General features: G+C 36.3%; 25 protein-coding genes and 1 other annotated feature. Of the genes, 24 read left to right on the top strand and 1 reads right to left on the bottom strand.

The annotated features are described in order from the left end of the window. Positions 1 to 10: 10 nt before the first annotated feature. From OMU_RS21070 to OMU_RS21090, 5 genes are all read left to right on the top strand, one after another. Positions 11 to 685, top strand: coding sequence for a fructose-6-phosphate aldolase (locus OMU_RS21070; RefSeq protein ID WP_016181869.1), 675 nt, complete (start codon positions 11 to 13; stop codon positions 683 to 685). 524 nt (positions 686 to 1,209) lie between these two features. After that, positions 1,210 to 1,457 (top strand) — a binding site (T-box leader). Between the two features lie 62 nt (positions 1,458 to 1,519). After that, the gene (locus OMU_RS21075) at positions 1,520 to 2,740 is read left to right on the top strand and encodes an NAD/NADP octopine/nopaline dehydrogenase family protein (protein ID WP_016181870.1); all 1,221 of its coding nucleotides are present in this window, start codon (positions 1,520 to 1,522) and stop codon (positions 2,738 to 2,740) included. Further along, on the top strand, positions 2,737 to 3,498 hold the full coding sequence (locus OMU_RS21080) for an aspartate/glutamate racemase family protein (protein ID WP_016181871.1): 762 nt from the start codon (positions 2,737 to 2,739) through the stop codon (positions 3,496 to 3,498). Before OMU_RS21075 ends, OMU_RS21080 begins: the two co-directional genes overlap by 4 nt. A gap of 58 nt (positions 3,499 to 3,556) precedes the next feature. Beyond that, positions 3,557 to 4,387 (top strand): MetQ/NlpA family ABC transporter substrate-binding protein, encoded by an 831-nt coding sequence (locus tag OMU_RS21085; protein WP_016181872.1) that lies wholly within the window; start codon positions 3,557 to 3,559, stop codon positions 4,385 to 4,387. Between the two features lie 407 nt (positions 4,388 to 4,794). Then, entirely contained in the window at positions 4,795 to 6,240 is a 1,446-nt protein-coding gene (locus tag OMU_RS21090) for an IS1182 family transposase (RefSeq protein ID WP_016181586.1), read from the top strand. Positions 6,241 to 6,430: 190 nt separating this feature from the next. Here OMU_RS21090 and OMU_RS21095 read toward each other — a convergent pair whose 3' ends face one another. Further along, positions 6,431 to 8,329, bottom strand: coding sequence for a PfkB family carbohydrate kinase (locus OMU_RS21095; protein WP_016181873.1), 1,899 nt, complete (start codon positions 8,327 to 8,329; stop codon positions 6,431 to 6,433). Between the two features lie 214 nt (positions 8,330 to 8,543). Here OMU_RS21095 and OMU_RS21100 point away from each other — a divergent pair, with 214 nt between their 5' ends. From OMU_RS21100 to OMU_RS21190, 19 genes are all read left to right on the top strand, one after another. Further along, positions 8,544 to 9,170, top strand: a complete 627-nt coding sequence (locus OMU_RS21100) for an ECF transporter S component (RefSeq protein WP_016181874.1) — start codon at positions 8,544 to 8,546, stop codon at positions 9,168 to 9,170. Between the two features lie 12 nt (positions 9,171 to 9,182). Continuing rightward, positions 9,183 to 9,947, top strand: coding sequence for an energy-coupling factor transporter transmembrane component T (locus OMU_RS21105; protein ID WP_016181875.1), 765 nt, complete (start codon positions 9,183 to 9,185; stop codon positions 9,945 to 9,947). 12 nt (positions 9,948 to 9,959) lie between these two features. Further along, positions 9,960 to 10,802 carry an energy-coupling factor ABC transporter ATP-binding protein gene (locus tag OMU_RS21110; protein ID WP_016181876.1) on the top strand — a complete coding sequence of 281 codons (843 nt, stop codon included), beginning with the start codon at positions 9,960 to 9,962 and terminating at the stop codon, positions 10,800 to 10,802. After that, on the top strand, positions 10,792 to 11,247 hold the full coding sequence (locus OMU_RS23605) for an energy-coupling factor ABC transporter ATP-binding protein (RefSeq protein ID WP_016181877.1): 456 nt from the start codon (positions 10,792 to 10,794) through the stop codon (positions 11,245 to 11,247). Before OMU_RS21110 ends, OMU_RS23605 begins: the two co-directional genes overlap by 11 nt. Continuing rightward, positions 11,244 to 11,606 (top strand): ATP-binding cassette domain-containing protein, encoded by a 363-nt coding sequence (locus tag OMU_RS23610; protein ID WP_016181878.1) that lies wholly within the window; start codon positions 11,244 to 11,246, stop codon positions 11,604 to 11,606. The genes OMU_RS23605 and OMU_RS23610 overlap by 4 nt, the downstream gene beginning before the upstream one ends. Positions 11,607 to 11,658: 52 nt before the next feature. Then, positions 11,659 to 13,107, top strand: coding sequence for an MFS transporter (locus tag OMU_RS21125; RefSeq protein WP_016181879.1), 1,449 nt, complete (start codon positions 11,659 to 11,661; stop codon positions 13,105 to 13,107). A gap of 27 nt (positions 13,108 to 13,134) precedes the next feature. Next, entirely contained in the window at positions 13,135 to 14,082 is a 948-nt protein-coding gene (locus tag OMU_RS21130; protein ID WP_016181880.1) for a nucleoside hydrolase, read from the top strand. Positions 14,083 to 14,135: 53 nt separating this feature from the next. After that, entirely contained in the window at positions 14,136 to 15,053 is a 918-nt protein-coding gene (rbsK, locus tag OMU_RS21135) for a ribokinase (protein WP_016181881.1), read from the top strand. A 347-nt stretch (positions 15,054 to 15,400) separates the two neighbouring features. Further along, positions 15,401 to 16,222 (top strand): PRD domain-containing protein, encoded by an 822-nt coding sequence (locus OMU_RS21140; protein ID WP_016181882.1) that lies wholly within the window; start codon positions 15,401 to 15,403, stop codon positions 16,220 to 16,222. Between the two features lie 111 nt (positions 16,223 to 16,333). Then, positions 16,334 to 17,098, top strand: coding sequence for a carbohydrate deacetylase (locus tag OMU_RS21145; protein ID WP_016181883.1), 765 nt, complete (start codon positions 16,334 to 16,336; stop codon positions 17,096 to 17,098). 18 nt (positions 17,099 to 17,116) lie between these two features. Continuing rightward, a complete protein-coding gene (locus OMU_RS21150; protein ID WP_016181884.1) occupies positions 17,117 to 18,532 on the top strand; it encodes a PTS transporter subunit EIIC in 1,416 nt (471 codons plus the stop codon). Positions 18,533 to 18,546: 14 nt separating this feature from the next. Further along, the gene (locus OMU_RS21155) at positions 18,547 to 19,875 is read left to right on the top strand and encodes a family 4 glycosyl hydrolase (RefSeq protein WP_016181885.1); all 1,329 of its coding nucleotides are present in this window, start codon (positions 18,547 to 18,549) and stop codon (positions 19,873 to 19,875) included. 13 nt (positions 19,876 to 19,888) lie between these two features. Beyond that, positions 19,889 to 20,347 carry a PTS sugar transporter subunit IIA gene (locus OMU_RS21160; protein ID WP_016181886.1) on the top strand — a complete coding sequence of 153 codons (459 nt, stop codon included), beginning with the start codon at positions 19,889 to 19,891 and terminating at the stop codon, positions 20,345 to 20,347. Between the two features lie 71 nt (positions 20,348 to 20,418). After that, entirely contained in the window at positions 20,419 to 21,273 is an 855-nt protein-coding gene (locus OMU_RS21165) for a GRP family sugar transporter (RefSeq protein WP_016181887.1), read from the top strand. A gap of 804 nt (positions 21,274 to 22,077) precedes the next feature. Then, positions 22,078 to 23,757 (top strand): MucBP domain-containing protein, encoded by a 1,680-nt coding sequence (locus OMU_RS21170; RefSeq protein WP_229078695.1) that lies wholly within the window; start codon positions 22,078 to 22,080, stop codon positions 23,755 to 23,757. Positions 23,758 to 23,897: 140 nt separating this feature from the next. Further along, on the top strand, positions 23,898 to 24,440 hold the full coding sequence (locus OMU_RS21175) for an LbetaH domain-containing protein (protein ID WP_016181890.1): 543 nt from the start codon (positions 23,898 to 23,900) through the stop codon (positions 24,438 to 24,440). Positions 24,441 to 24,741: 301 nt separating this feature from the next. After that, positions 24,742 to 25,287 (top strand): hypothetical protein, encoded by a 546-nt coding sequence (locus OMU_RS21180; protein WP_016181891.1) that lies wholly within the window; start codon positions 24,742 to 24,744, stop codon positions 25,285 to 25,287. A 216-nt stretch (positions 25,288 to 25,503) separates the two neighbouring features. Further along, positions 25,504 to 25,713 (top strand): winged helix-turn-helix transcriptional regulator, encoded by a 210-nt coding sequence (locus OMU_RS21185; protein ID WP_016181893.1) that lies wholly within the window; start codon positions 25,504 to 25,506, stop codon positions 25,711 to 25,713. A gap of 195 nt (positions 25,714 to 25,908) precedes the next feature. Next, positions 25,909 to 26,286, top strand: coding sequence for an alcohol dehydrogenase catalytic domain-containing protein (locus tag OMU_RS21190; RefSeq protein ID WP_016181894.1), 378 nt, complete (start codon positions 25,909 to 25,911; stop codon positions 26,284 to 26,286). Positions 26,287 to 26,323 lie beyond the last annotated feature (37 nt).

Raw genomic sequence — 26,323 nt, forward strand, 5'->3', positions numbered from 1 at the left:
GTGGATAAAAATGGAGTATATGTTGGATACTGTTTGTTTAAATAGTATTGAAAAATATATGAATGTAGTACCAATTAAAGGAATAACCTCTACACCGAGTATCATTAAACGAGAAGGGAAAATTGATTTTATTCCTCATATGAAAAGGACACTTGAAATAATTGGGGATGATCGCACATTGCACATGCAAGTCGTTGCAAAAGAACTTGAGGGAATGATCGATGATGCGAAAAGAATTTGGAACCAAATCGGTGAAGAGGTCTATGTAAAAATTCCGGCTTCAAAAGCTGGTCTGAATGCGCTAAGTATTTTAAAAAAAGAACATGCCAATTGTCGAATTACAACGTCAGCTGTTTACACAAAACTACAGGCTTTTCTAGCATTAGAATCTGGAGCAGATTATGTAGCTGTCTACACTAATCGATCTGAGAACATCGGAATTGATCCTTTTGACATTATCAGCTCAGCCACAGAGTACACAAAAAGAAATGCATTGAACGGAAAAATTATGGCATCTAGTATTAAGAATGCCATGCAAATTACAGAAGCGATAGAATCTGGAGCTGATGCAGTAACTTTTTCGCCTGCAATACTAGAGGATTTTTTTGATTTAGCGGCGACAAAACAAGCGATAGAACATTTTACAAGTGATTGGGAAAATTTATATCAGACGAAAAATATTTAACTGATCTACAGGTTCTTTCATTTTTAGAAATGGGATTCGTGAGTATTGCTAATAAATTGAGATGAGATAGTTATTAGTTATGAATAACATTGATGCGAGAAATTGATTCTATTCAAATGTTGTGTGGGATTTCTTCCATAGAGTAGAGTGATTTTTCAAAGAATTATCAAAATTCCGCAGCGAGCTGATTTTGATTTTGTAAGTTCGCTCAAAATAACAGTACAATAATTTTGTCTTTGAAGCGGTCTTTAAGATATGTTATTCGATTAATATGAAGAAAAAATGTAATAATCAAAAACGAGTAATTTCTGCGTCAATTTCTGTTTAGTGAATGGCTGCCTAGTAATAAAAAGCGGCTATAGTCAGGCAGCTAAGGAGAATTGAATAGAACTCTTTGTAGTTTTATTTTTGTAATTGTGACAATAATTTTTATGTCATAAAAAGGGGTCTCAGGTAGAATATCAGAAAAAATAGTATTGACAATTAAAATTGACTCAAGTAATATTACTATTAAATTAAAATATAATTAAGCTATGAAAAGAAAAGTAATAATTTTAGATTTTCAGAGAGTCTCTGGTTGGTGAAAAGAGATAGTCGAACGTTATGAAAATGGTCTTTGAGCATTAGTTATCGAGAGAGAGATCTTTAGATGCTACGGGTTCACCCGATATAGTGATAGGTTATCGAAATATTTCCGTAACCGAAAAGTGGCTTGTTTTAAAAACAAGTAATGAAGGTGGTACCGCGATAAGGTATTTTTATCGTCCTTGATTTGTATTCTAAATACAGATCGAGGACGATTTTTTTGTTTTCTATTAAAAAGGAGGAAGAGAAATGAGTAATGAAAAAAAAATGAATGGAGCACCAATCGCTGTTTTAGGAGGAGGTGCAGCTGCAAAAGCAATCGCAGCTGATTGTGTTTTAGGTGGAAACAAGGTGAATATTTGTGATTTGCCGGAGTTTGCAGAAACAACACTGAAAAATATAGAGCGTACGGGAATATTACTTACGGGGAATCAAAACAACAAGTATGGATTCAAGCGCTCAGGCAAAGCGATAATGAATAAAATCACCACAAATGTAAAAGAGTGTGTTGCTGGTTGTAAGCTGGTGATTGTTGCGGTTCCGTCAATTGCACATGATGCATTCTTTGAAGAGCTGGTACCTGCGTTAGAGGACAACATGATTGTTCATATTATTCCTGATAATTTTGGATCGTTAAAACTGAGAAAGAAAATGCGTGAAAATAATTGTAATAAAACAGTAGTTATCGGTGGTTGGTCGAGTGCTCCATATGGAGCGAGAATAGTCAAAGAGGGAGGGGTGTTGACTCCTGAAGTCAGTTTAATGTACCGAGCAATTACTTTGCGAGGGGCCTCCTTACCTTCAACTGATCAAGAGATATTTTTACAAAGTACAAAAGAGCTGGGCTGCTTTGATACCATCACAGAAGGCGATGGACCAATCGGAGGGAAAACTGTATTGGATATTGGATTCAGCAATGTTAATCCAGTTCTGCATTGTCCAGGAACAATCTTAGGTGTCGGAGTTATGGAGAATTGGGGCAGAGTTTTTGGTGGAAATGACAAAAGTACCTACTCAATTTATTCACATGCCTATTGTGAATCGATTTCAGAAGTCCAATACGCATTTTATTTGGAAGAAGTAGCTTTGGCCGAGGCAATCGGTGTTGATCTTCAGCGTTTTCCTAAGAAAAATTTCCTTTCACGAACGAGTATTTTGGGGCCTGAATACATGGGAGATGAGTGCATCGTGCCGTTTGATGAACAGTTTGAGATGGCTATTGGAACAGGTCCATTCAGTATTCATGATCGCTATATTACCGAAGATATACCAGTAGGCTGCCATGTTTATCATGAATTAGGAAAAAAATTCGACGTTGAAACGAAGGTAATCGACAGCATGATCACTTTGGCTTCTGTTATGACTGGCCAAGATTTTTCAAAAGAAGGCTTGACCTTAGATGATTTAGGGATTGGAAGCTTAGACAAAAATGCGTTATTGGATTATTTAAATCGCGGGGTGATCGAGTGAGAAAAGCCAAGAATCTTCAAACAGAGGCAGACTTGATTTCAACTATTCAAGTCGCTCCAACCGCATTTTCAGGGTTTGCGATTGGCATAATAGCAGTCAATTTAATCTATCCTAAAATACCCGGCAATGTAGCGAATGCGACGACCTTCGCCTTTCCTGTTCTTTATGAAGTAGTTGATTTTGAAATTGAACAGCTATTTGAAGGAAGTAAACAAATTCAGGAGCAGGTCATCGATGCAGCAAAAAAATTAGAGAAGCAGGGGGTTCGAGCGATTGTCGGGGCATGCGGTTATTTTGGACATTTTCAAGAAGCTGTCTCAGAAGCTGTAGATATTCCTGCATTTTTATCTAGCATCAGTCAGGTGCCTATTATTAAGCTAGGACTCAAAAAAGAGCAGAAAATACTAACCCTAGTTGCTAGCGGAAAAGATATAAATGAAGCATTTTTCCGTTCATCCGGAGCAGATTTATCGGATTGTATCATTCGAGAAATAGGTACTCTAGAAAGCTTTTCTCCGATTCGTTGGGGGAAAACCGAGTTAGATAATCAAAAACTGGAAGCAGATTTAGTTAAGGTGGTACAGACTGAGTTGAATAGGTCAGCGGAAATTGGAGCGATTTTACTTGAGTGCAGTGATCTTCCTCCGTATTCCTATGCCATTCAACAAGTATCCGGATTGCCAGTCTTTGACTTTATTAGTTTAATAAACTGGGTGCATTTTGCAGTAGTTCAATCAAAATATTATGGACACTTCTAAAAGAATCTATAAGAGGAGTGAATCCGACAAAATAAGAAATGAATAAGGAGAAAATATTATGAATAGAAAGACAATCATTTTTTCAATTTTATTAACGATAATCTTCGTTTTAGCAGGATGTACGAAGGCTTCGACAAATGAAAAAAAGGAAGATACGTTAGTGGTAGGAACGTTACCCACCCCACATGGAGAGATTTTAGAGTATGTGAAACCTATGTTAGAAAAAGAAGGAGTCAAATTGGAAATAAAAAACTTTGATGACTATATCCTTCCTAATAAAGCTTTGGCTGATAACGATATTGACGCAAATTATTTTCAACATGTTCCTTTTTTTGAGCAAGCAATAAAAGAAAATGGATACAAATTTGCGGATGCTGGAGCTGTTCACGTTGAACCAATGGGACTTTATTCAAAGAAAATAAAATCAGTGGCAGATTTAAAGGATGGTGCAACAATCATTACTTCTAATTCTGTATCTGATTGGGGTCGAATCATTACGATTCTTCAAAATGCCGGTTTAGTCAAAGTGAAGGATGGGGTTGATCTTGAAACGGCCAATTTTGAGGATATTGAAGAAAATCCTAAAAATTTAGTATTCGAACATTCAATTGATCCATCACTTTTAACTAGTGCATACAACAATGAAGAAGGCGATCTAGTAGCAATCAATGCAAATTTTGCTTATCAAGCAAAGCTGAATCCTGTTAAGGATGCAATTCTTTTAGAGGAAGACAACTCCCCATATGGAAATATTATCGCTGTACGAAAAGAAGATAAAAATGATCCACGTGTAAAAAAACTTGTCAAAGTATTACATGATGAAGACGTACAAGAATGGATATTGAAGAAATGGGAGGGGTCTGTAAAACCCGTTTCAATAGATAACTAATCATTCAAACGTTACTCGAACTTATAGATGCGGATTTTGGATAGAGAATTTTAATTTTGAAAAGAATAATAATGAGGGAAAAGTAGAAAAGCTATAAATTTTAGTTTTCCAACTTTCTGCCTGAAAAATCTGAAACGTAGATAAAACAATACTTTAAATCGTTATATCCTTAAATAGGATGTACTTTGAAAGTAGAGTAAAAGACAGTAAAAAATGATCATAAATCAGTTTTAAAATTGCATGAGAAATCTACATTTTTACTGTCAGTTTTTCAATATTCTTCAAAAAGAAACGGCGATTTTGCCGTTTCTCAGAACAGACTGTAGACAAAGTCCATTTTATGGATGATGTCTACAGTCTTTTCTTTTATAATAGATTTATGAAAACGAATGCAAGGAGTGATAGTTATGATGTCTAAAAACAATACGAATGGTAGAAATCAATTTGCGATGCTTACGATTGATGATCTAGTTCCTCAAGATCATCTCGTTCGAAAGATTGATGCCGCGCTTGATTTTGAATTTATTTATCCAATCGTCGAAGCCACTTACTCCGATTTAGGTCGCCCAAGTATCGATCCAGTGATTCTGATCAAATTGGTGTTTATTCAGTATTTATTCGGTATCCGTTCCATGCGACAAACCATTAAGGAAGTCGATACCAATGTCGCTTACCGCTGGTTTTTAGGCTATTCCTTCGAGGAGAAAATCCCCCATTTCTCAACTTTTGGAAAGAATTATGTCCGCCGATTTAGAGAAACGACGGTGTTTGAGGATATTTTTGCCTATATTTTAGAACAAGCAGTTAAAGCAGGTTTTGTAACAGAGGATAATTTGTATCTTGATTCTACCCACATCAAAGCTAACGCCAATAAACATAAGTTTACGAAAGAAATGACCCATGATGAAGCGAAAGCCTATCAGGATGAATTAGAAGATGAGATCAATCGTCAACGAATAGAGGCCGGAAAACGCCCTTTTACTTTGGACTTAGAAAAGGAAGTGAAGCTGAAAGAAAGAAAAATAAGTAAGGCTGATCCGGAAAGCGGCTACTACGTCAAAGGCGAACGAGAAAAACAATTTGCTTATTCTGCCCATACTTCATGCGACGACAACGGATTTATTCTTAGCACAATCATCACTCCTGGAAATATTCATGACAGTCAAGTCGCCTTTCAGCTCGTCAAACAATCGAAGAGACTTTTTCCTGAAATCAACTGTGTTGTCGCTGATGCTGGGTATAAGACACCTAAGTTTGTTCACTTTTTGACTCATTTGAACCTTCGACCTTGTTTGCCTTATTCAAGGCCCAAAGGGAAAAAGGGGTTATTATCAAAAAACGAGTTTCTCTATGACGAGTATTATGATTGTTACATTTGTCCGCAAGATCAAATGCTCGCTTTTTCAACGGTTAATCGAGAAGGGTACCGAGAATACAAATCCAATCCAAAAGAATGTGTGAACTGTCCTCTGCTAAACCAATGTACCAAAAGTAAAAATCATCAACGAGTCATCACGAGACATGTTTGGGGAGATCTGATGGATGAAGTGGAACATCTTCGCCTAACGGATCTGAATAAATCAATTTACAAAAAACGGAAACAAACGATTGAACGAATATTTGCGGATGCAAAAGAAAAGCATGGGATGCGTTGGACCAAGTATCGAGGCTTGGAAAAAGTCGCGACGCATACGATGCTAGTGTTTGCTGCAATGAATTTAAAGAAATTAGCCACCTGGCTATGGAAAGGCAAGGAGCCTTTATTTTTTTGTTCAAAATTTCGAAAGAAATCAGATAAAAAGACGTCTCAAACTCAAATTACGAGTTCGAGACGTCTTTTGTCTACAGTCTGAGAAACGGCGATTTTGCCGTTTCTTTTATAACGCGAGTAGTTAAGATATGAGTTTTGATTAGCTAACCACTCGCTTTTTTCATCTATTGTCGTATTAGCGTATATAAATTGTTCGGAAAAAGACAAATCTTGAATTCAATACGAATGTAAAAGAGTATTTTCAAGGAGATAAATCCGATCAAAGAAAAGAATTAATCTTTTAACAATAGTTGAGGTTCTTTTTTAGCAATGTAACTTTCTAGTGTTGTTCGATCAACGAGAGCTGTTGTAATACCATCACGTGAGACTAGAAATCCTGCCGCATAAATAGCAATTTGGATAGCTTTTTCCAAACAGTAGTCTCGTAACAAATATGCAGACAATGCACTAATAAATGCATCGCTTGCTCCAGTGCTATCAACAGCGGAGAAGTTGGTAGCAGGGAAATATTTTCCTTGCTTAGAATTCTTAAGAAAACAGCCATTTTTACCTAAAGTAACAATAACGTTTCCGACACCTTTGGAAATTAAAAAATCAACCTTTTCTTCAATCGTTTTGTAATCGGGGCATAATGAAGTTAATTCTTCCTCATTTGGAATGAGATAATCCACCTTAGCTAAAAGAGAATCAGGTATTTTTTTTGAAGCAGAAGGTTTCAATATTGTTTTAACCGCATTTTCTGTAGCTAATGTACAAGTCATTTCTACAGCATCAATTGGAATCTCTGTTTGTACGAGACAATATTTCACGTTAGAGAATAGCTTATGTTTATTTTTGATAAATGTAGGCGATAGTTCTGCATTCGCTCCGGGTAAAATTGAGATCATTGAATCACCGCTAGATTCTACAGAAATATAAGCCTGACCTGTTTCTGTCTCGTTTGAGCGTGTGATGCCTTCAGTATCTACACTATTTTTCTTGAGCTCTTGAAACATTGTATTTGAGTCACTATCTGTTCCTATACAGCCAATCAAACGAACCTGATGTCCGAGTTTTGCAGTTCCAATTGCTTGGTTTAATCCTTTTCCACCTGGACGTTTACTCAGATTAGATAGAAAATTTGTCGCACCGTTATGAGGAAGCTTCGAAGAATAGAGATAAGTATCCATGTTTATACTTCCAACAACGAGAACTTTAGAGCGTTCATTTTCTGCTGGAATTCCAATTGATTTTGTATTAGCCAAAACCATTTTTTCATTAAATGGTTTTGGCTCTTCTGCTTTTGTAATCAGGTTGATGAGCGCTTGACATATATGAGCTCCAAAATCTGTTTTGTTGATAGTGACTGTTGAAAGAGAATTTTGATAATTCGTAAATTCTATATCTGTATCATTACGAATCGAAAGTAATGAATAATCATTAGGTGCTTTTAGACCACTTTGCATGGTCAAATTGTAGAGCTCAATTGATTTATAAAAATCAGCAGATACGAACCCAGAAATTTGTTTTTCAATAATAAAATCATTGATAGAAAAATCTAATGTATTGATGATCATTGAATCATTGAACTTCAAATTGTACTTAAAAAGAGCTTTTTTATACCCATTAATAAAATGTTCTTTACTTTTATCTTCTCGTACAATACAAGCGATTCTTTTGTGTTTTTTTTCAATCAATTGTTCTGTTAGAAAATAGGAAATTTCTTCATACGGAACCCAATAGGATGCTTCATCTTTCCACTTTCCCAATAACACATGCGGAATATTTAATGTTTCAATATGCTTCAAGTTTTTTAAGCTGCTTTCATTTATCGGATCCCAAATTATTCCGTCCACTTGTTTTGTACATAAGGAGGTAATATTTCTAAGTTCTTGTTTGTGATCACCAAGACTGTTAAGAATTATCGGACTATAACCTGTTTGCTGTGCATACTCAATCATTCCGTTTAAGGCATTATCCGTATATTTATCTGAATTAATCAATATACCAATTGAACCAGTAGTTGTAGTGGAGTTAATGGTAGATGAATAGGGAGTGTAATTGTATTCATGAACTATTTTTAAAACCCTTTCACGAGTTTCTTTACTAATACTGGCGTCTTTTTTATTTACGATCTTTGAAACCGTGGATACAGATACTCCAGCTAATTTTGCAATATCTCTTATATTCATATACTTCTCCTTTATCCTCGTTATCTTTCTTTTCATCATACTCAACCAATTCAAAAAGGGTCAAGTGTGTTTGAATAAAAAGAACAAAAATTTCGTGCTTCAAAAAATTATATTGACAAATTTGTTATGCGGTGATAAATTCTAATCAAGGAAAACGTTTTCCGAAAATGTTTTCTTAAATTGATTTTATCACACTTTAAAAAGGGGAACTACAATGAAAAAATACTTTCAAGCATTTCTCCATAGGAATTTTTCGACAAAGGTACTTGTATTGATACCAATCGCTGTTGGAATCAACTTGATTGGTGGCACACTCTGTTCAGCGTTAAAGTTACCACTATTTCTAGATATGATTGGTACCGTTTTAGTAGCATGTTTGGCCGGCCCTTGGGTAGCAGCGCTTTGCGGTCTGATCACTAATCTATTTTTGGCAATTGTGACAAATCCAGTTTTTTTCCCTTATGCACTTGTCAGTATCTTATGTGGATTAGTAACAGGATATTTAGTAATGGCTGGCTTTTTTAAGAACATTGGTGGAGCGATATTCACTTGGTTAGCCTGTACGTTGACGAATTCTTTTACATCATCTTTAATCACTATCTTTGTATATGGTGGGGCAACAGGAATTAACACAAGTTCACTGGCAACAGCAGCATTGATAGCGGCTACAAAAGAAATCGTTCTTTCTGTATTTTCAACATCAATAATAGAGAATTTAATCGATAAGGGATTAGTTTTTCTAATCGTCTATTGGTTGGTAAAAAAAATACCCAAACGTTTCTCTAGTCAATATGCGCCTTTGGACAATGCTCCGTTGACAAATAGAAAAATGAAAAACTGAAGGTGAGATTTTGTGAAGAAGGATAATAAAATATATGGATTTATTAGAGAGTTAAATCCAATTACTAAATTAATACTAGTCCTAAGTTTAGGCATAGGTTGTATGATCTATCCCAGTTCTTTTTTAGGATACTATTTGTTAGTGATTATTCTGATTCTCTCTTTTTTCATGGGAACAGGTAGAAAAGTTAGTTTATTGATACTGGGCTTCGGAATCCCAGTTACGTTGATGTTACTTTTTATCCAAGGATTATATAGTCCTAAAAATACGATAATCATAGCTGATTTAGGGTTTGCTAGCCTCGGTTTAGAAGGAACCATGTATGCTTTAAAAATTTCTTCTACCTTATTGGTCTTTTTGACAACATTTTATCTTTTTTTAAACTCAACTAAAAATTCAGAAACAGTTGCGGCATTAACTCAATCGGGTCTAAATATGAAAATCGGCTATCTTATTTTGGCTAGCCTCAATGTTGTTCCACAAATGCAAAGAAAAGTGAAAATTATTCAAGAAGCACAAGAATCTCGTGGTGTTGAAGTAACAGGTTCTTTCTTACAACGAGCGAAAGCATTTCTACCGTTAATAGGACCAGTTGTTCTATCTTCTTTGACAGATGCCCAAGAGAGAGGGATGACCCTTGAGACAAGGGGCTTTAGTATTAAAGGAATCAAACCAACAACACTAATCGAAGTGAAACATAAACCTAGCGATACCTTTCTAAAAGGTTTTTCCATTTTTTTCTTATTAATATGTTTGATTGTTCGATTTTGGAATTAGTGAGGTGATTAGATGAATAACTTAGTTGAATCAATAGATTTTTCTTATCGCTACAATGAAGCTCCAAATGCAGCTTTAAGGAACATAAGTTTCGAAGTTCAATCAGGAGATTTTGTTGCAATAATAGGAGCAAATGGTGCTGGAAAATCAACTTTGTGTAATGCATTATCAGGATTAATTCCAAATTATTTTATTGGTCATACAGATGGAGAAATAAGGGTTAAGGGAGAAAGTATCTCGGAAATTGGAGTCGGTGAGTTATCACAAACAGTCGGTCTAGTTTTTCAAAATCCGTTTAATCAACTATCCTATACAGCTGATACTGTAAGTGAGGAATTAGCTTTTGGGTTGGGAAATAGAGGGTTAACCAAAGAAACTATGATCGAAAAAATCAATAGAGTAGCTGAAATAGTTCAGATTACTGACTTATTAAATAGAAATCCGTTAGAGCTTTCAGGAGGACAAGTACAAAGAGTTGCTCTTGCTGCTGCAATTATTTTAGAGCCTCAGATTTTGATTTTAGATGAATGCACTACTCAACTAGATCCTGTGGGTAGCCATCAAATTATGAAAACGGTTAAAACGTTGAATGAAAATGGCATGACAATCATAATGGTGGATCATGACATGGAGAAAATAGCTAGTTTGGCAAATAGAATTCTTGTGATGAAAGAAGGAAAATTAGTCCTAAATGATACCCCAGAAGGAGTTTTTAGTAATCCACGACTAATGGAATATGGCGTGAGTGCTCCTGATTTTTATGAAATAACAAAAGACTATTTTTCCAATACGACTATTTTGACTGAGGAACAGGCTGTCAAAAGGTTGCAGGAGGTGTTGATGAATGAGGATTGAAATAAAAAATCTCATACATAAATATCCTTCTGGAGATATTGCCCTAAATGGACTTAATACGATATTTGAAGGAATAGAACCAATCGCGATTATTGGTCAAAATGGTGCTGGAAAAACAACTTTTGTTAAACATTTAAACGGTCTATTGAGACCTACTGAGGGAGAGGTACTAATCAATGGTGAAAACATCGAGAAACATACGACGGCTTTTTGGTCTCGAAAAATCGGTTATGTCTTTCAAAACCCAGATAATCAATTGTTTTTGGAAAGTGTAAAAAAAGAATTTGAATTTGGTCCAAAACAACAAGGCGTATCGAAAAAAGAAATCAATAAAAGGTTAGAAAAGATTGCTGATTTAGTAGGTTTAACTGATAAACTTTCCGTCCATCCATTCGATTTAAATACGACAGAAAAAAATTCTGTACGATCGGATCTATTCTCATGATGAATCCTGAAGTAATCATATTAGATGAACCTACTTGTGGGCAAGATATCATAGGAAATCAACGTTTAACTAGGATTATTGAAGCATTGAAATTAAATCATCAACTCTGTCTAACAATTACTCATGATATGAAATTTGTTGTAAAAAATTTTGATCAAATCGTCGTTATGTCGCATGGGAAAATATTAAAAAGAGGAACAAAAGAAGTAATATTTTCTTCGCCAGAAGTATTAGAAGCTAGTTATGTAAGTCCTCCGCCAATTACAAGAGTGGGACAAAAATTAGGATTTTCAGAACCTGTTTTTAATAAGAATGAATTCCAGCAGGTTTTTGAGAAAAAGAGATTTCAACAAAGATAAATGGGTGAAGTCACCCTTTATATAGATATATTAAGAAAGCGGGGATAAAAATATGGATGCAACAAAAGAAAATGAGAAAATTATAGGTGTTCCAATACCAGAAGAGGGAAGTAAAGAGTTTGAAAAAATGAATCGAATGGCTAAAAAAGCCATCCCATTGATTTTATTGATATTCACATTTGGTATTTTGGAACAACAGGCTTTTGGTATGATTTTTGTCAATATTGGACAACAGTTGGGAGCCACCAACTTAGCTCCTTTAATCACTTCAATTCCAGGAATTATTTTAGGAATTGTCTGCGTAGTTTATGGAGCGCTGGGTGACTTTGTTTCATTGAAAAAAATGACATTATTTGGAGTAATTATTTTTGTTTTAGGTTCTATCATTGGCTTTGGGTTTGGACCTAGTAGTATTTGGGCAGTTGTTATTGCTCGAGTTTTACAATCTGCTGGTGGACAAGTGGCCGGTTCTGTCTTTTTAGTTCTAGTTTCAAAGTATATTGCAAAAGAAAATCGCGTAATCTATTATGGTATTTTTGTAGCTGTCTTTCGTTTTTCAGCAGCTTTAGGTGTTGTTGCCGCTGGCTACATTACAAAAATTGATTGGCGTTGGTTGTTCGCTGTTCCAATTATTTCTGTTCTATTTATTCCGTCGTTGGCGAAAAATTTACCTGATGAACGTGCAGAAGGAGCAAATATTGATTGGATTGGCTTCATCTTGATTGGTGCATTCGCTGGTGCGATGACGATGTTTTTCACTGATATGAACGCGTTTTGGGCTATCTCATCTGTTGTAACGTTAGTACTATTTATTGTTTATATTAATAAAGCAAAAAATCCTTTTATCACACCAGAATTTTTGAAAAATCCTGCATTGATAGCAACAATGTCAGTTATATTCATTGGATACTTCTTCAGCTACACATTAAACGCGGGTGTTAATGCCATCGGACTAAATGTTTTTGGGATTGATTCAGCAGAAGTATCACTGTTGTTGGTTGGTTCAATTTTATTGGCAGCGGTTTTAGGATTCGTTTGTGGGCCGGTTGTTAAAAAAATTGGTCGTTCAGCTGCTATTATCATGGCGCTATCTTTTATGGGTCTAGGTTTGTTAGCTATTGCTTTTGCTATTCCTCACGGTAAAGTTTGGGCGTTAGCATTTGCACCATGTATTTATTATTTTGGAACTTCATTCTTTTACTCACCAATTGTAGATACAGCAACCTTGACAGTTGCTCCTGAGGAATCTGGTCGTGTATTAGGTGTCAATGACTTGGTACAAGCTATCACTGGGTCAGTTGGTGTTGCCGTATTTGGAGGGATGATGTCTTCTGGTGTTATGTCTGGTAGTAGTGTTGTCGGTTCAGCAGCAGGAGCGGCTTCAACATATGCAAATATTTTCTTAATTGGCGGTGTAATAGTTTTAGCAGCGCTTGTGATATTCATTGTCACTAAAAAAATGATTTACACTCACGGTGAAAAAATTCAACAAAATAAATAGGAATAATAAAGTATTGGAGGATTCAAAATGGCAAAAAAAGTGATTTTAGATTGTGATCCAGGTCATGATGACGCATTAGCGTTATTAATGGCTATTGCTTCAGAGAAGATTGATTTATTAGCAGTTACTACATCAGCTGGGAATCAACTTCCGGAAAAGACATATATTAACGCGAAGAGATTATTAACACTGGCAAAAAGTGAAGGAATACCTGTTGCTAGAGGCGCGAAAAAGCCGTTGCGTCGTGAATTGATTATTGCAGATGATGTTCATGGTGAATCTGGTATAGATGGTGCCGAACTACCAGAATCTAAAATTGCGGATTTGGATATTTCGGCGAACGATCTGATAGCAAAAATTTTGAGAGAATCAGATGAGAAGATTACTCTGATCGCTACTGGACCGTTAACAAACGTTGCGATTTTCTTATTATCACATCCTGAACTAAAAGAGAAAATCGAACTGATTTCCTTTATGGGAGGCGCATGTTTTGGCGGGAATATGACGCCTCACGCGGAATTTAATATCTATGTGGACCCTGAAGCGGCAGATATTGTTGTTAATTCAGGTGTTCCAGTTGCTATGTTTGGTTTAGATGTGACATTAAAAGCTCAATTATTTGAAGACGATATCAAAGAAATTCGTAATATTGGGAATAAAGTAGCCACAACAATGGCTGATCTATTAGATTTTTTCAATTTAACAACTACACGACCATTCTGGGCTGATGAAACGCATGTTGAGGGTATCCATATGCATGATCCATGTGCTGTCGCTTATGTTATTGATCCGGATATGTTTACTGTATATCCAATGAATGTACAGGTAGAGACCAGTGATACATTAGCATTAGGCAGTACCGTAGTTGATTATGATGACGTCTATAAGAAAGAAAAAAATGTTCAAGTTGCTTTTAATCTTGATTTAGAAAAATTCAGAGAATTGACGATGGATACGATCAAGTATTTTTCATAAGATAATTACTATCGAATACATGTATGTGAAGACAATTGGAGAGAAGTGCAGAAATGAATAAGATTACAGTAGTAGGAAGTGTTAATTTAGATACAACGATTCGTACAGAGAATTTCCCGAAACCGGGTGAAACGATTCATTCAAAAGAAGTATTTACAAACGGTGGTGGAAAAGGAGCTAATCAAGCAATTGCTGCAGCCAGAAGCGGTGCTCTTGTGAATTTTATAGGAGCCGTAGGAAATGATGATGGTGGAAAAACGCTTGTCGATTTGCTTGACCAAGATGGAATCAATACAGTAGGGATTGCTCATTTGGATAGCGTAAGAACAGGAAGTGCTTATGTTACCGTTGATTATAGTGGAGAAAATAGTATTGTAATCTATGGAGGAGCCAACCAAGAAATTTCTAATGAACATATTTTAAAGAATCAAGAAACGATTTCTTCGAGTGATTATGTAATTGCTCAACTGGAAACCAATCTCGAGAGTATTGAAAGAAGTTTTGAAATTGCTCAAAAAGGCTCTGCTGCCACAATTTTAAATCCTGCTCCTGCACTTGAAATGTTGCCTGAAAAAATTATTCATGCGACAGATATTTTAATACCAAATGAAATAGAATTAGAGACAATTATTGGTGTTAAAATTACTAGTGAAAGTGATTTAGTTAGTGCAGCAAATAAAATTCACGAGTTGGGAGTTAAGGTTCTCATTGTCACATTAGGAAGTAAAGGAGCATTCTACTCTATCGCAGAAGGTAAATCAGGATTGGTACCTGCTTTTGAAGTTCCTGCAGTGGATACAACTGCTGCAGGAGATACATTCATTGGTGCGTTTGCATCAAAATTATCTCATGATTTACAAAATATCGAAGAAGCAATCACGTATGCAAGCAAAGCGGCCTCTTTGACAGTCCAACGGTATGGTGCTCAACCTTCTATACCCTATGAAGCAGAGTTAGCTATAGAAATATAAAAAAGTAGCGAAAGAATGAAAAAGCACTTCCCATTTTTTTGGGGAAGTGTTTTGCATGATCTTAAAAGGATTTTTCAAACTATTTAAGAAACTGTTAGTTCTAAAGAAAAAGTGTTGAAATATCTATCAATAATCATTCACTTCGCAATTGGTAGAATTTAAAATTAGAAAACAAATAAATAAAAAAAGCGTTGACAGCGCTTTTTTTATTTGCTATATTGAGCGTGTAAACAGATAGGGTGCAACTATTAAATTAGGCACGACCTAGGAAAGACACTTTCCTTGGGTCGTTTTTTTGTTTTTTAAATAAAAATTTGAATGTTTTTCAGAGAGGATCGGTGCAACTAATGAAAGTTGTTAAAAAGATCAGTCATAATGTGATTTTAATTGATGATGAGGGAATTGAAAAAATCGCTATGGGTAAGGGAATTGGATTTTCTGCTTTCGTTGATCAGGTATTTGATCCAGCACTGGCGGATAAGTTTTTTACTTTGGATACCAAAGAGAAGACCAAGATGTTTAGTGAGATGGCCGCTCAAATCCCTATCGAATTCATTGATTTTTCCGAGGAGATCATTCAATTTATCTCGAAAAGAATCTCTACACCGTTAGATTCAAACATTTACATTGCCTTGACGGATCACATTTATTTTGCGATTCAGCGTAAGAAAGAAGACAGTCAGGTGACAGCAATCATGTTGCCGGAAATGAAATTGCTCTATCCGGAAGAGTATGAAACGGCGAATGAAGTCGTGGCGTTAATTAATCAACGCTATAACACAGAGTTGGAAGCAAATGAAATTGGTTTTATTACCATGCATATTATCAATGCGGAACTAGGCGAAAGAAATAGTTTAAACAGCTTAAAGATATTAGAAATGACAAAGACGATTCTTGAGGATTTGGAGGAATCTTATGATTATCATTTTGATAAAGACTCATTAACCTATCATCGTATGATGATTCATATCAAATTTTTAGTGAAACGTCTGATTTATCAAGAAGAGTCACCAACTGAAAACATTGGATTTTTCACCAGTACCTTTAAAGAAAGTGAACCTTATCAGACCGCAACAGCGATCAAAAAAATGATCGAAGAGAAATTTCAGTTGGATGTGCAGGAAAACGAAGTTGTTTATCTGGCCATTCATTTAGCGAGAATTCAATAATCAAGGGCGTAACTATTCGGTAGGCGCAACCTTTTGATGCAGAGCGAGCATTCATTTCTGCGATCATTAGGTTGCGTCTATTTTTAGTATAAAAAAGAAAGGATGTAAAGAATGGGAAAAGTAATCTTTAACTCAGATGATTTTGGCTACAGCCATGGTGTGAATTACGGCATAGTTGATGCTTATCAACGAGGAATATTAACTTCAACGACTTTGATGGCAAATATGCCGGGATTTGAACATGCGGTAAAGCTGAAAAAAGAATTACCAGATTTAGGTGTGGGTGTTCATCTGACACTGACCTGTGGGAAACCTTTATTGGAAAATGTCGATAGTTTGGTGGAGGGCGATCAATTTAAGCAATTATCTTTTTATACAAAGCCCTTTGAAATTGACAACGATCAGCTATATCAAGAGTGGAATGCTCAAATTCAAAAGGTTTATCGAGCCGGAATTATCCCAACCCACTTAGATAGTCACCATCATACGCACACCTTTGATAATAATCAGGAAGTTGTCATTGCATTGGCTAAAAAATATGATCTGCCAGTTCGCGGGAACTTCGAGAGAAAATCAGAGGTTCGACACGTCGATTATTTTGAACCATATTTTGATGATGTTGGCGAAACAATTGAGGATAAAAGGCAAATTGATTGTTCAATCGAACAATATTTAGAACAGCTACTAACGCTTTTACGCGAAGATAAAACCATCGAAATTATGTGTCACACAGCATATCTTGATCAGCAATTATTAGAGGGGTCAAGTTTTGTTTATCCAAGGGTCAATCAGGTGGAATTTCTGGTCCATTCAGAGTTTGCATTGCAGGTTAAAAGGGATTGTTTGATTGAGTTGGTAACTTACAAGGAAATTTAAAATGAGGAGGAGTTTAAAATGTCGAGTTTAAAAGCAAATGTACAAAAATTAGGTAGAGCAATGCTACTTCCAGTGGCAGCGATGCCTTTGGCCGGATTGATCATGCGTCTTTCAGCAGACGACATGTTGAATATTCCTGTTATTGGGGCTGCGGGAAATGCAGTATTTGGAAATTTGGATATTCTATTTGCCATCGGAGTAACGATTGGCTTTGCTAAGACCAAAGACAAAGGTATTCCTGCACTAACAGGATTTCTAGCAATTGCAACATTGAAAAAGGGTTTAGAAATTATGAATCCGGCTGTCAATATGGGGATCTTCGGTGGGATAATCTCAGGGCTTATCGCAGCTTGGACGTACAATCGTTTCAAGGAACAAAAATTACCAATGGTGTTCTCTTACTTTGCAGGGGAAAAGTTTCCGTTGACGATGGTGATGATATTACAGACAGTCACCTCGGTGGTGTTTGGCTTTTTATGGCCCTTCGCCCAAGCCGGAATTGATAGCTTTGCGCGCTTATTAGTTAATATGGGGGCTTTAGGAGTGGGAATTTTTATGTTCCTTAATCGGCTGCTGATTCCTTTTGGACTCCATCATGTACTGAACACATACGTTTACTATGACTTAGGAAGTTACACCTCGCCAAGTGGCGAAGTATTCCGTGGTGAGATGACACGCTTTATCAACGGTGATCCACAAGCAGGATTATTTTTATCAGGCTTCTTCGTTATCATGATGTTTGGCGTCCCTGCAATTTGTTTTGCTATCTATCGTGCGGCATTCAAAGAAAACAAAGAGATGGTCAAAGGAATCATGGGTAGTGGGGCGGCAACGTCATTTATTTCCAATATCACTGAACCAGTCGAATTCAGTTTTATGTTTCTTTCTCCAATGCTTTATGTCGTACATGCATTATTTGCTGGGCTTGCCGGAATCGTGTGTTACTTGTTGAATATTCGGATTGGTTTTACATTTGGTGCTTGTATCGTGGATTATTTAATTAATTTTAGAATCGCGACCAACGCTATTCTCATCATTCCAGTCGGAATCGTATTTTTCGCCCTGTATTACTTTACTTTCTATTACCTAATCAAGAAACGTAATATTCAAACGTTAGGCAGAGAAGCAACTACAGAATATGGAATTGAAGCAGTAGAAGAAGAAAAGGAACTCGGATTAGCCAGCAAGAATTATGAGTATATGGCAAAGAAAATGCTGCAGGCCTTTGGCGGAAAAGAGAATGTTTCAGATGCCTTCAGTTGTAATACACGTTTGAGAGTTGAGGTTGAAAATCCAACGATCGTCGATGAACAACGAATCAAACAGTTAGGTGTCAGCGGTGTGATCAAACCAACAGAAAAAAATTATCAAATTATTATTGGGTTAGAGGTTACTTACGTAATGGCTGAATTCAATAAATTATTGGAGCAGTAGAAAGGAAGAGAATAATGACAAAGAAACAAATTATTACGATTGCCGGCGGAGGCAGTACTTATACACCAGGAATCATTCAAGCGGTGCTAAACAATGCAGATCGTTTACCGCTTTCAGAGATTCGTTTATACGATATTGATGCTCAGAGAAATGCCGATATGTATTTGATTATTCAATACATGTTGAAGAAAGAAGGATTTAAGGATGTGGTCATTTCATCAACCGAAGATCCTGAAACAGCGTTTACCGGCTGTGATTTCATTTTTTCACAGATTCGTGTCGGTGGTATGAAGATGCGTGAAAAGGATGAAAAAATTCCTTTAAGTCATGGCTTAGTCGGACAAGAAACCTGCGGATTAGGCGGGTTTGCTTATGGTATGCGATCAATGAATGGCCTATTAGAAATCGTTGGCTATGTTCAAAAGTATGCGCCTGAAGCATGGATTTTAAATTATACAAATCCGGAATCAATTGTTTCAGAGGCTGTTCGCAGACAGTATCCAAAAGCAAAAATGATCAATGCCTGCGACATGACGATTTCAATCGAAGAAACAATTGCAGTTAATTACGGCTATGATCGAAAAAATTGGATTCCAACTTATTATGGACTGAATCATTTTGGCTGGTATACCTCGATTTATGATAAAGATCTGAAGCGTGATGTGGTGCCGGAAATCATTGAAAAATTAACGACTCAGGAAATGGAAGTAGCGGATTTTAATGCTGGAGATAAAACATGGCAGGAGGCTTTCAGCATGATGTCTGTTATCACAAAAAATTTTCCGCAAAATATTCCGAATAATTATTTAGAGTATTATCTATATCCAGATATGGTCGTGGAACATACGGATAAAAATTACACGCGCGCCAATATGGTAATGGAAGGCCGAGAAAAGAACACGAAGGAGATGGCGGAAAAGATTCGGGAAGGCGTAACAGAAGATATCCTGAACTTTAACTTTGGGGAGCACGGCCAGTACATCGTAGACATGGCAACCTCTTTACTGAATGACGAACGCCGCCGTTTTATGCTGATTGTACCGAATCAAGGAGCTATTCCGAATCTGCGCGCAGATGCGGTAGTGGAAGTGCCTGCTTATGTAGGAGCGACAGGTGTAGAACCGATTTCTCTAAGGGAACCGATCTCTGATTTCCATAAAGGACTGATGGAGGCACAAGTAGCAGCAGAAAAATTATTAGTTGATGCCTATTTTGAAGGTTCTTATCAAAAAGCATTGCAAGCATTTACGTTGAATCAAACAGTACCAAATGCTCGCGTAGCAAAGAAAATTTTAGATGAAATGATTGAAGCCAATAAAGAATACTGGCCAGAATTAGTATAGAGGTGATGAGAGGATGCTCTTTTTTAAAATGAAAAATATTCTAAAATCTGTAGCAAATGGACGAGTTCTTCCTTTAGAAGCAGTTCAAGATGAGGTTTTCTCTTCAAAAATGATGGGAGAGGGCTTTGCAATCGCTCAACATGATGGCCATGTCTATGCTCCGATTGAAGGAATTGTTGAGAGCATTTTTCCGACGCTGCACGCTATTACAATTGAATGTAAGTCCGGTGAAAAACTTTTGATCCATATGGGATTGGACACGGTGGAACTAAAGGGGCTGCCTTTTTCAGTCAAAGTAACAAAGGGACAAAAGGTAAAAGCTGGTACTCTATTGGCTTCGATGGATCTACACCAAATAGAAAAAAGTGGAAAAGATGACACGATCATCGTGGTCTTTCCGGATATGACTAAGGGACAGCTGCTAATCGAAAATCAAATCGTGACAATACAAGATGGACTATTTAAATTTTAAACCAAGAGCAAAGACTGGGTTTTACGCTCAGTCTTTTCTTGAGCAAATTATTTTGTGTTTAGGAGAAATTAATGGCTATTTTATATTTATTACCCGCTCTTGGGTGGGGGCTTATGCCGATTATTGCGAATTTAACGAAGGCGAAGCCAATCAATCAATTGCTGGGAACTTCTACGACGGCACTCTTACTAGGAATTATCTTTACCGTTATTGTTCAGCCTACGTATGATTGGCTTAGTTTTGCAGCAGCATTTCTCTCAGGCTGTTTCTGGTCTGTTGGACAATATTTGCAATTCAATTCCTTTCAATTACTGCCAGTGTCTGAGGCGATGCCTATCTCAAATGGAACTCAATTAATTGGGACAACCTTTATCGCGGCAATTTTTTTTAAAGAATGGACCAATCTTACTATGATAATGATTGGAATGACTGGAATTTTGTTAATCATTTTAGGAATTCGTTTAACCTCTTATATAGAAGAACAGGGGAAAAAGCAATCGAACACGATAAAACGCAAAGCTATCACTCTTTTATTACTATCCTCAGCTGCATTAACAATTTATGTGACATTGCCGCAAGCTCTTCTAGTTAGCGGAGCAGTGGTATTATTTCCACAGTCGATCGGGATGTGGTTCTCTTCACTATGCTTAACGATTATTAAACGAGAAGAATTCGCTTGGTCAGAGGTTGTAAAGAATTTGGGAACTGGGGTTGCTTGGAGTATCGCTAATTTAAGTTTATTTTTTGCCATGCCAATCATTGGAGTAGCAAAAAGTTTTACCTTTTCCCAGATGGCGGTATTGATTTCTATTTATGCGGGCATCTTTATTTTGAAGGTACGAAAGACTAAGAAGGAATTATGCATGATCAGTGCTGGAGCAGCAGTAATTACACTAGGAATATTCTTGATTGGATCAATCAAATAAGTGAGGAATCTGTTCAATGTTAATTTTTAGAGTAGATACAGGAGAAGCAGGGATAATCGAACGAATTGACAAAAACCCGGGATGTTTTAGGATTATTCCGTATTTTATCAATCGTCTAAAAAAGAGTGTACTTTAAACCGCGATGCAACTCCCCCGCAGGATATGTGACAACCCTTATCTCAACTTTTACATAAGGCTTTTAATGGCGTAATAGCGCTACTAAAAGCCTTATTTTTTGTCATTTTCCAAATATGCAAGAAATCTATACTAATTATTGTTATCATCAATCTTTTCTAGAAACATTTGTTGTATTAATGAAATAAGATCAACCCATCTATCGGAACTATTGATCGAATCTAGTAGTTTTTCAAATTTAGCTCTACTGGATTGTGAATTGTGAGATGAAGAAATTAAGGGATAGAATCATAGTGTTTAATCAAAAGAGAATACGACTATTCATCCAGAGCCAACGATCCTAGTTTTAAAAAGTGACCGAACCTTTTTAATCGTACAGCATTTTACCATAACCTTGCTATACTCATATTTTTCAGATATGTAGGCTAATTTGGGACAAGCTAACGAACATATAATAGATAAAGTATCATTGCTATTCGTTAAAAGCGACTGTAGTTATTATTAGTTTACAATTTTGAATTGAGGCTTTATAGTTAACCAACAATTAATTAAATAAGAATGGTTGGAGTAACTGAGTAATCTAAATATATAGAAGGAATGATTATGTTTATGAAAAAAAAGGTTTTACTAGTCTTGTCCCTTACTTTATCATCTCTGGTGTTCCCTGCTATGATAAAAGCAACCGAAGTCGAGTCGCCTTCTCATCTAAACGAAGTGGTGGGGAAAAATAAGCTTGCAGATGACGAACCAATTAATTCTTGGATGCCTGACGTTAATTTACAAAATGTTCTTGTCTCTATTCTTGGGTTAACAGGTCCTGACCAGATAACCAAAAGTTTATTGTCTTCTAGTGATATACATATAGATGTTACTCCAGAAGATACCTCATTTTTAACGGTGTCAAATCTTACTGGATTGGAATACGCTAACGAAATAACTATACAAAGTAGTGGAGAAAATATTTTTTCTTCTGTAAATTTTCTGAACTATCCCGAAGTAATGAAAAAGACGTCGTTGTCCTTTGATGGAAATCTGACCACTATTTTTCCGACCGGAATTGATTTTGATCTATTGAAACACTTTGCGAATGTCGGGTTTGATCCTCATAACGTCTATCAACCAAATGTGGTTATCAATTTGAACGAGGATAATTATTCTGAGTTCTCTATTAGTTATGAGCAAGCTGCTTTGTATAACATTAACCCTGAAATGCTAACAAATGTTGGGGGCATAGCTATTTATGATTCAGGTTTAGAACTTTATTACACCGCTTCATTAGAACCTGGAGGGATCAAGTTCACCTTAAATCCGTCTTCTGATCTTGACTACTCTGAACTTGAAGGGAAAAGTTTCTCTAACTCTTCAGAATCTACGGTTTTTCCAGACGGTCCTTATTCACAAATAGGTATTACTAGCTCGTCTGATTCCAACATATCTGGCTACATCAATCTGTGCGTAACTCTAAATTATGCTAATAAAAAGCAACTAGCCGAAGATGTAATCGTACAGTATGTGGACCAGTTTAACAATGAAATTCATCCAACACAAACAATCAGTGGTTATATTGGAGACGCTTACGACGCATCTACCGATCAATACAAATTAACAATTGACGGATATTCGTTGGATCAAGAGCAGCTGCCTTCTAATGCTTTGGGAACGTTGGGAGAACAACAACAAATTGTCAGATATATTTATAAAAAAATAGAAGCACCTAGTCAAGAAACGTCAAAGGTCTTTACACAATTTATTGACGAATCAGGCAAAGAGCTGGCACCTAAGAAGGAACAGACTGGTTTAGTTGGTGAAACCTATTCTACAGAAGCAATCGCTATAGATGGATACACATTAGATCAAGAAAAACTGCCAGGAAATGCAAAAGGATCGTACACCAATGAGGACATCACTGTCACCTATGTGTACAAGAAGGTGGAAGCGCCTAGTCAGGAAACGTCAAAGGTTATTACACAATTTATTGATGAATCAGGCAAAGAGATCGCACCTAAAAAGGAACAGACTGGTCTGGTAGGTGAAACCTATTCTACAGAAGCAATCGCTATAGATGGATACACATTAGATCAAGAAAAACTGCCAGATAACGCAAAAGGATCGTACACCAATGAAGATATCACCGTTACCTATGTCTATAAGAAAGCAAATTCAATATCAACAGATTCAATCGCATCAGGTAAGAGCAAAGGGATTGTTGCTACTTCAAATAAATTGGTGGATCACAAACTGCTTCTTAAGACGGGGGAGCAGAAGTCTAAGACACTGTTAATTTTAGGAACAGGGTTAATCCTAGTTGCAATAGGTCTGTTTTTCTGGAGAAGAAGTAGAAAAAAATAAAATAATGTGATCGAAAATAAATCCGAATTGAAGGATCTGATTCAGAAAAAATTCCATCTTAGTTATGATGGAACCATTCCACATTATCGTTGAATTCATTGGAACTAAAAAATATAATGTAAATGAGGAGTGCTAAAAATATGATAGATATGACTTTTGAAGAGCTTTTAAATGAAAACTGTTTTTCTGAAGATGCAGAAAAAAGAAAACAAGCTGCCGATTTATTGGAACAGCGGTATTGCTGTGAGATTCGATGTGCCGATATGGATAAAAGTGTGCTTTTCGCACATCATGCACGTGGCTGCACGATTGTTGCTGCAAAAATATGTGCAAATGTAGTGATTTTTCAGAATGTTACTATTGGCTCAAATCAGCGGTTTAATAAGATTCTTAATGAGTGGGAGAATATCGGAACCCCCATTCTATCAGAGAATGTTATCGTTGCCGATGGGGCTAAGCTTTTAGGTCCTATAATAATTGGTGAAAACACTGTAATTGGAGCCGGTGCCATCATTACAAAGGACATTCCGGCAAATAGCGTTGCCTATGGAGTGAATCAATACAAACCTAAAAATCCGGATTATGATCTTGTGATTAATTCAAATAATATATCTGGTGAAGAAATTATGCGAATTGATGCGGAGCGAGTGACTGCTTTTGATAAAGCCCATAAAGCCAGATGATAGTAACTCTATGAAATATATTTAGGAGTTCACAAAAAATTATTCAGAGATTCATGACATGTTCCCCCTATAATAGTATAGGGGGAGTTTATTTTTCTTCTAGAAAAATGAAGCTCAGCCTAGAAGAACGGCTAGCTTTTGTAGAAAGAGCGATACAAAAGGCAGTGAATGATTACCTGCGTGGAGAAGTCAGGCAACTACAAGATTATCCTACTATTGACTATTAACGTGCTCTTCGTTAGCATTATTATTGTTCGAAATCAGTCAAAGGAAGAAATAACAATAGTAGGAGTAGCTAAAAATGGATAAAATTTTTGAACTAAAAATCACCTGGCGAGATGCTGCCCTGCTAATTTGTGCGGGCGCGATGATCCTACTGCTAGTACTCGGAATTTCTTTTTGGTTTTTATTCCCTTATTTTAATAATCCTAACGGGCTAAATATATTATTTAGTTTAACCTTGCTCGGGATAGCTCTAATGACAGGAGTTATTTTCTTTTTTGGGTTTCTTATTTATTTCGCTTCTTTGCTGATCTATTCAGGTATCAAGGATTCTATTTTTGTATTGAAATATGGCGGCATACTTTACCGTCTGGATCAAAAAGGAATTACTTATCAAGAAGGCTGGCTGTTAAAGACCAAAGTATGGTCAGAAATTTCGGATGTCGGATTGTTTAAGCAAGAATCGAAGAAATCTAGTATTGTATACAATTACCAAATAAAGTTTTCTGATGACTTGCCTCATACATTTGATTTGAGAGGAAAGTATCCTACTAAAGATTTTAATCAAAAGGTAGAAGAATTTTGGCTGAACTATATTTACGAAGAACCCAGCCTCAAACGATGATCTGTTGTTATTAAGAAAGTGCTTAGCAAGGAAGAAGGTTGAATCTTAAAATCCTTCTCTTGCGGATTTATTACTTGGATGGAAAGAGCATATAGTTAGAAAGAGACCTTCGTGAAACTGAGGGAGGAGTTAATATGAAAGAGTTTGATGAAACAGAAACCTTTGAATCTTGCTCAATTTCTAATATTCAAAAGATCGTGAACGGTAAATGGGAATATGGTCATTCTATACTTTCTAAGTAAAGAGACATTGCGCTTTGGTGAATTAAGCAGGAAATTGCCAAAGGTGACACAAGCGAATTTAACAAAAAATCTAAAGCTGTTAGAAAGTCATGAGATGATTCGTCGGAAAGTCTATCCGCAGGTGCCTCCTAAAGTGGAGTATTCGCTAACACCAATGGGTGAGAAATTCTTGCCTGTCATTTAGGAACTGGAAAAATTTGCGAAAGAATACGATCAAACAAAACTAGAGCATTAGTGCTTTAGTTTTTTTATTTTCAAATCTACCATTGATTTCATTCATTTCTATCTTACAGGGTAGTATTTCTAAAAAATAACGTACTATTCAGATAGATGAGAAAAGACTATGCTAATCATCAGAAAGATTGAGGGGAGTACGCTTATGAAAAAAATGATATTAAAAGAATATGGCTCAGTAGATATTATGAAAATGGCAGATGTAGAAATTCCTAGCCCTTCTGCGCAGCAACTAGTAATTAAAACCGCGGTAATCGGTGTGAATGATCCTGATATTGTCATTCGTCAAGCTGGACCTGCACCAACTATGCCTAAAGATACATTTCCTCCGCTTCCTCACTCATTGGATGAAGATTTTTCTGGTGTAGTGACTGCGATTGGAGAAGCGGTAACGCGTTTTAAAGTAGTCGATCATGTCGTTGTTTTTTCTAATATGAATACATATATGGTATATATCTTGGATGCGCAACTGCTGGAGCATATGTTTACGCTACAGGAACGACCGCGCAGAGCGACTATATAAAATCGTTAGGTGCAGATGAAACCATCGTTTATCAAAC

It is taken from the genome of Enterococcus avium ATCC 14025, from assembly GCF_000406965.1.
Taxonomy (GTDB): domain Bacteria; phylum Bacillota; class Bacilli; order Lactobacillales; family Enterococcaceae; genus Enterococcus_A; species Enterococcus_A avium.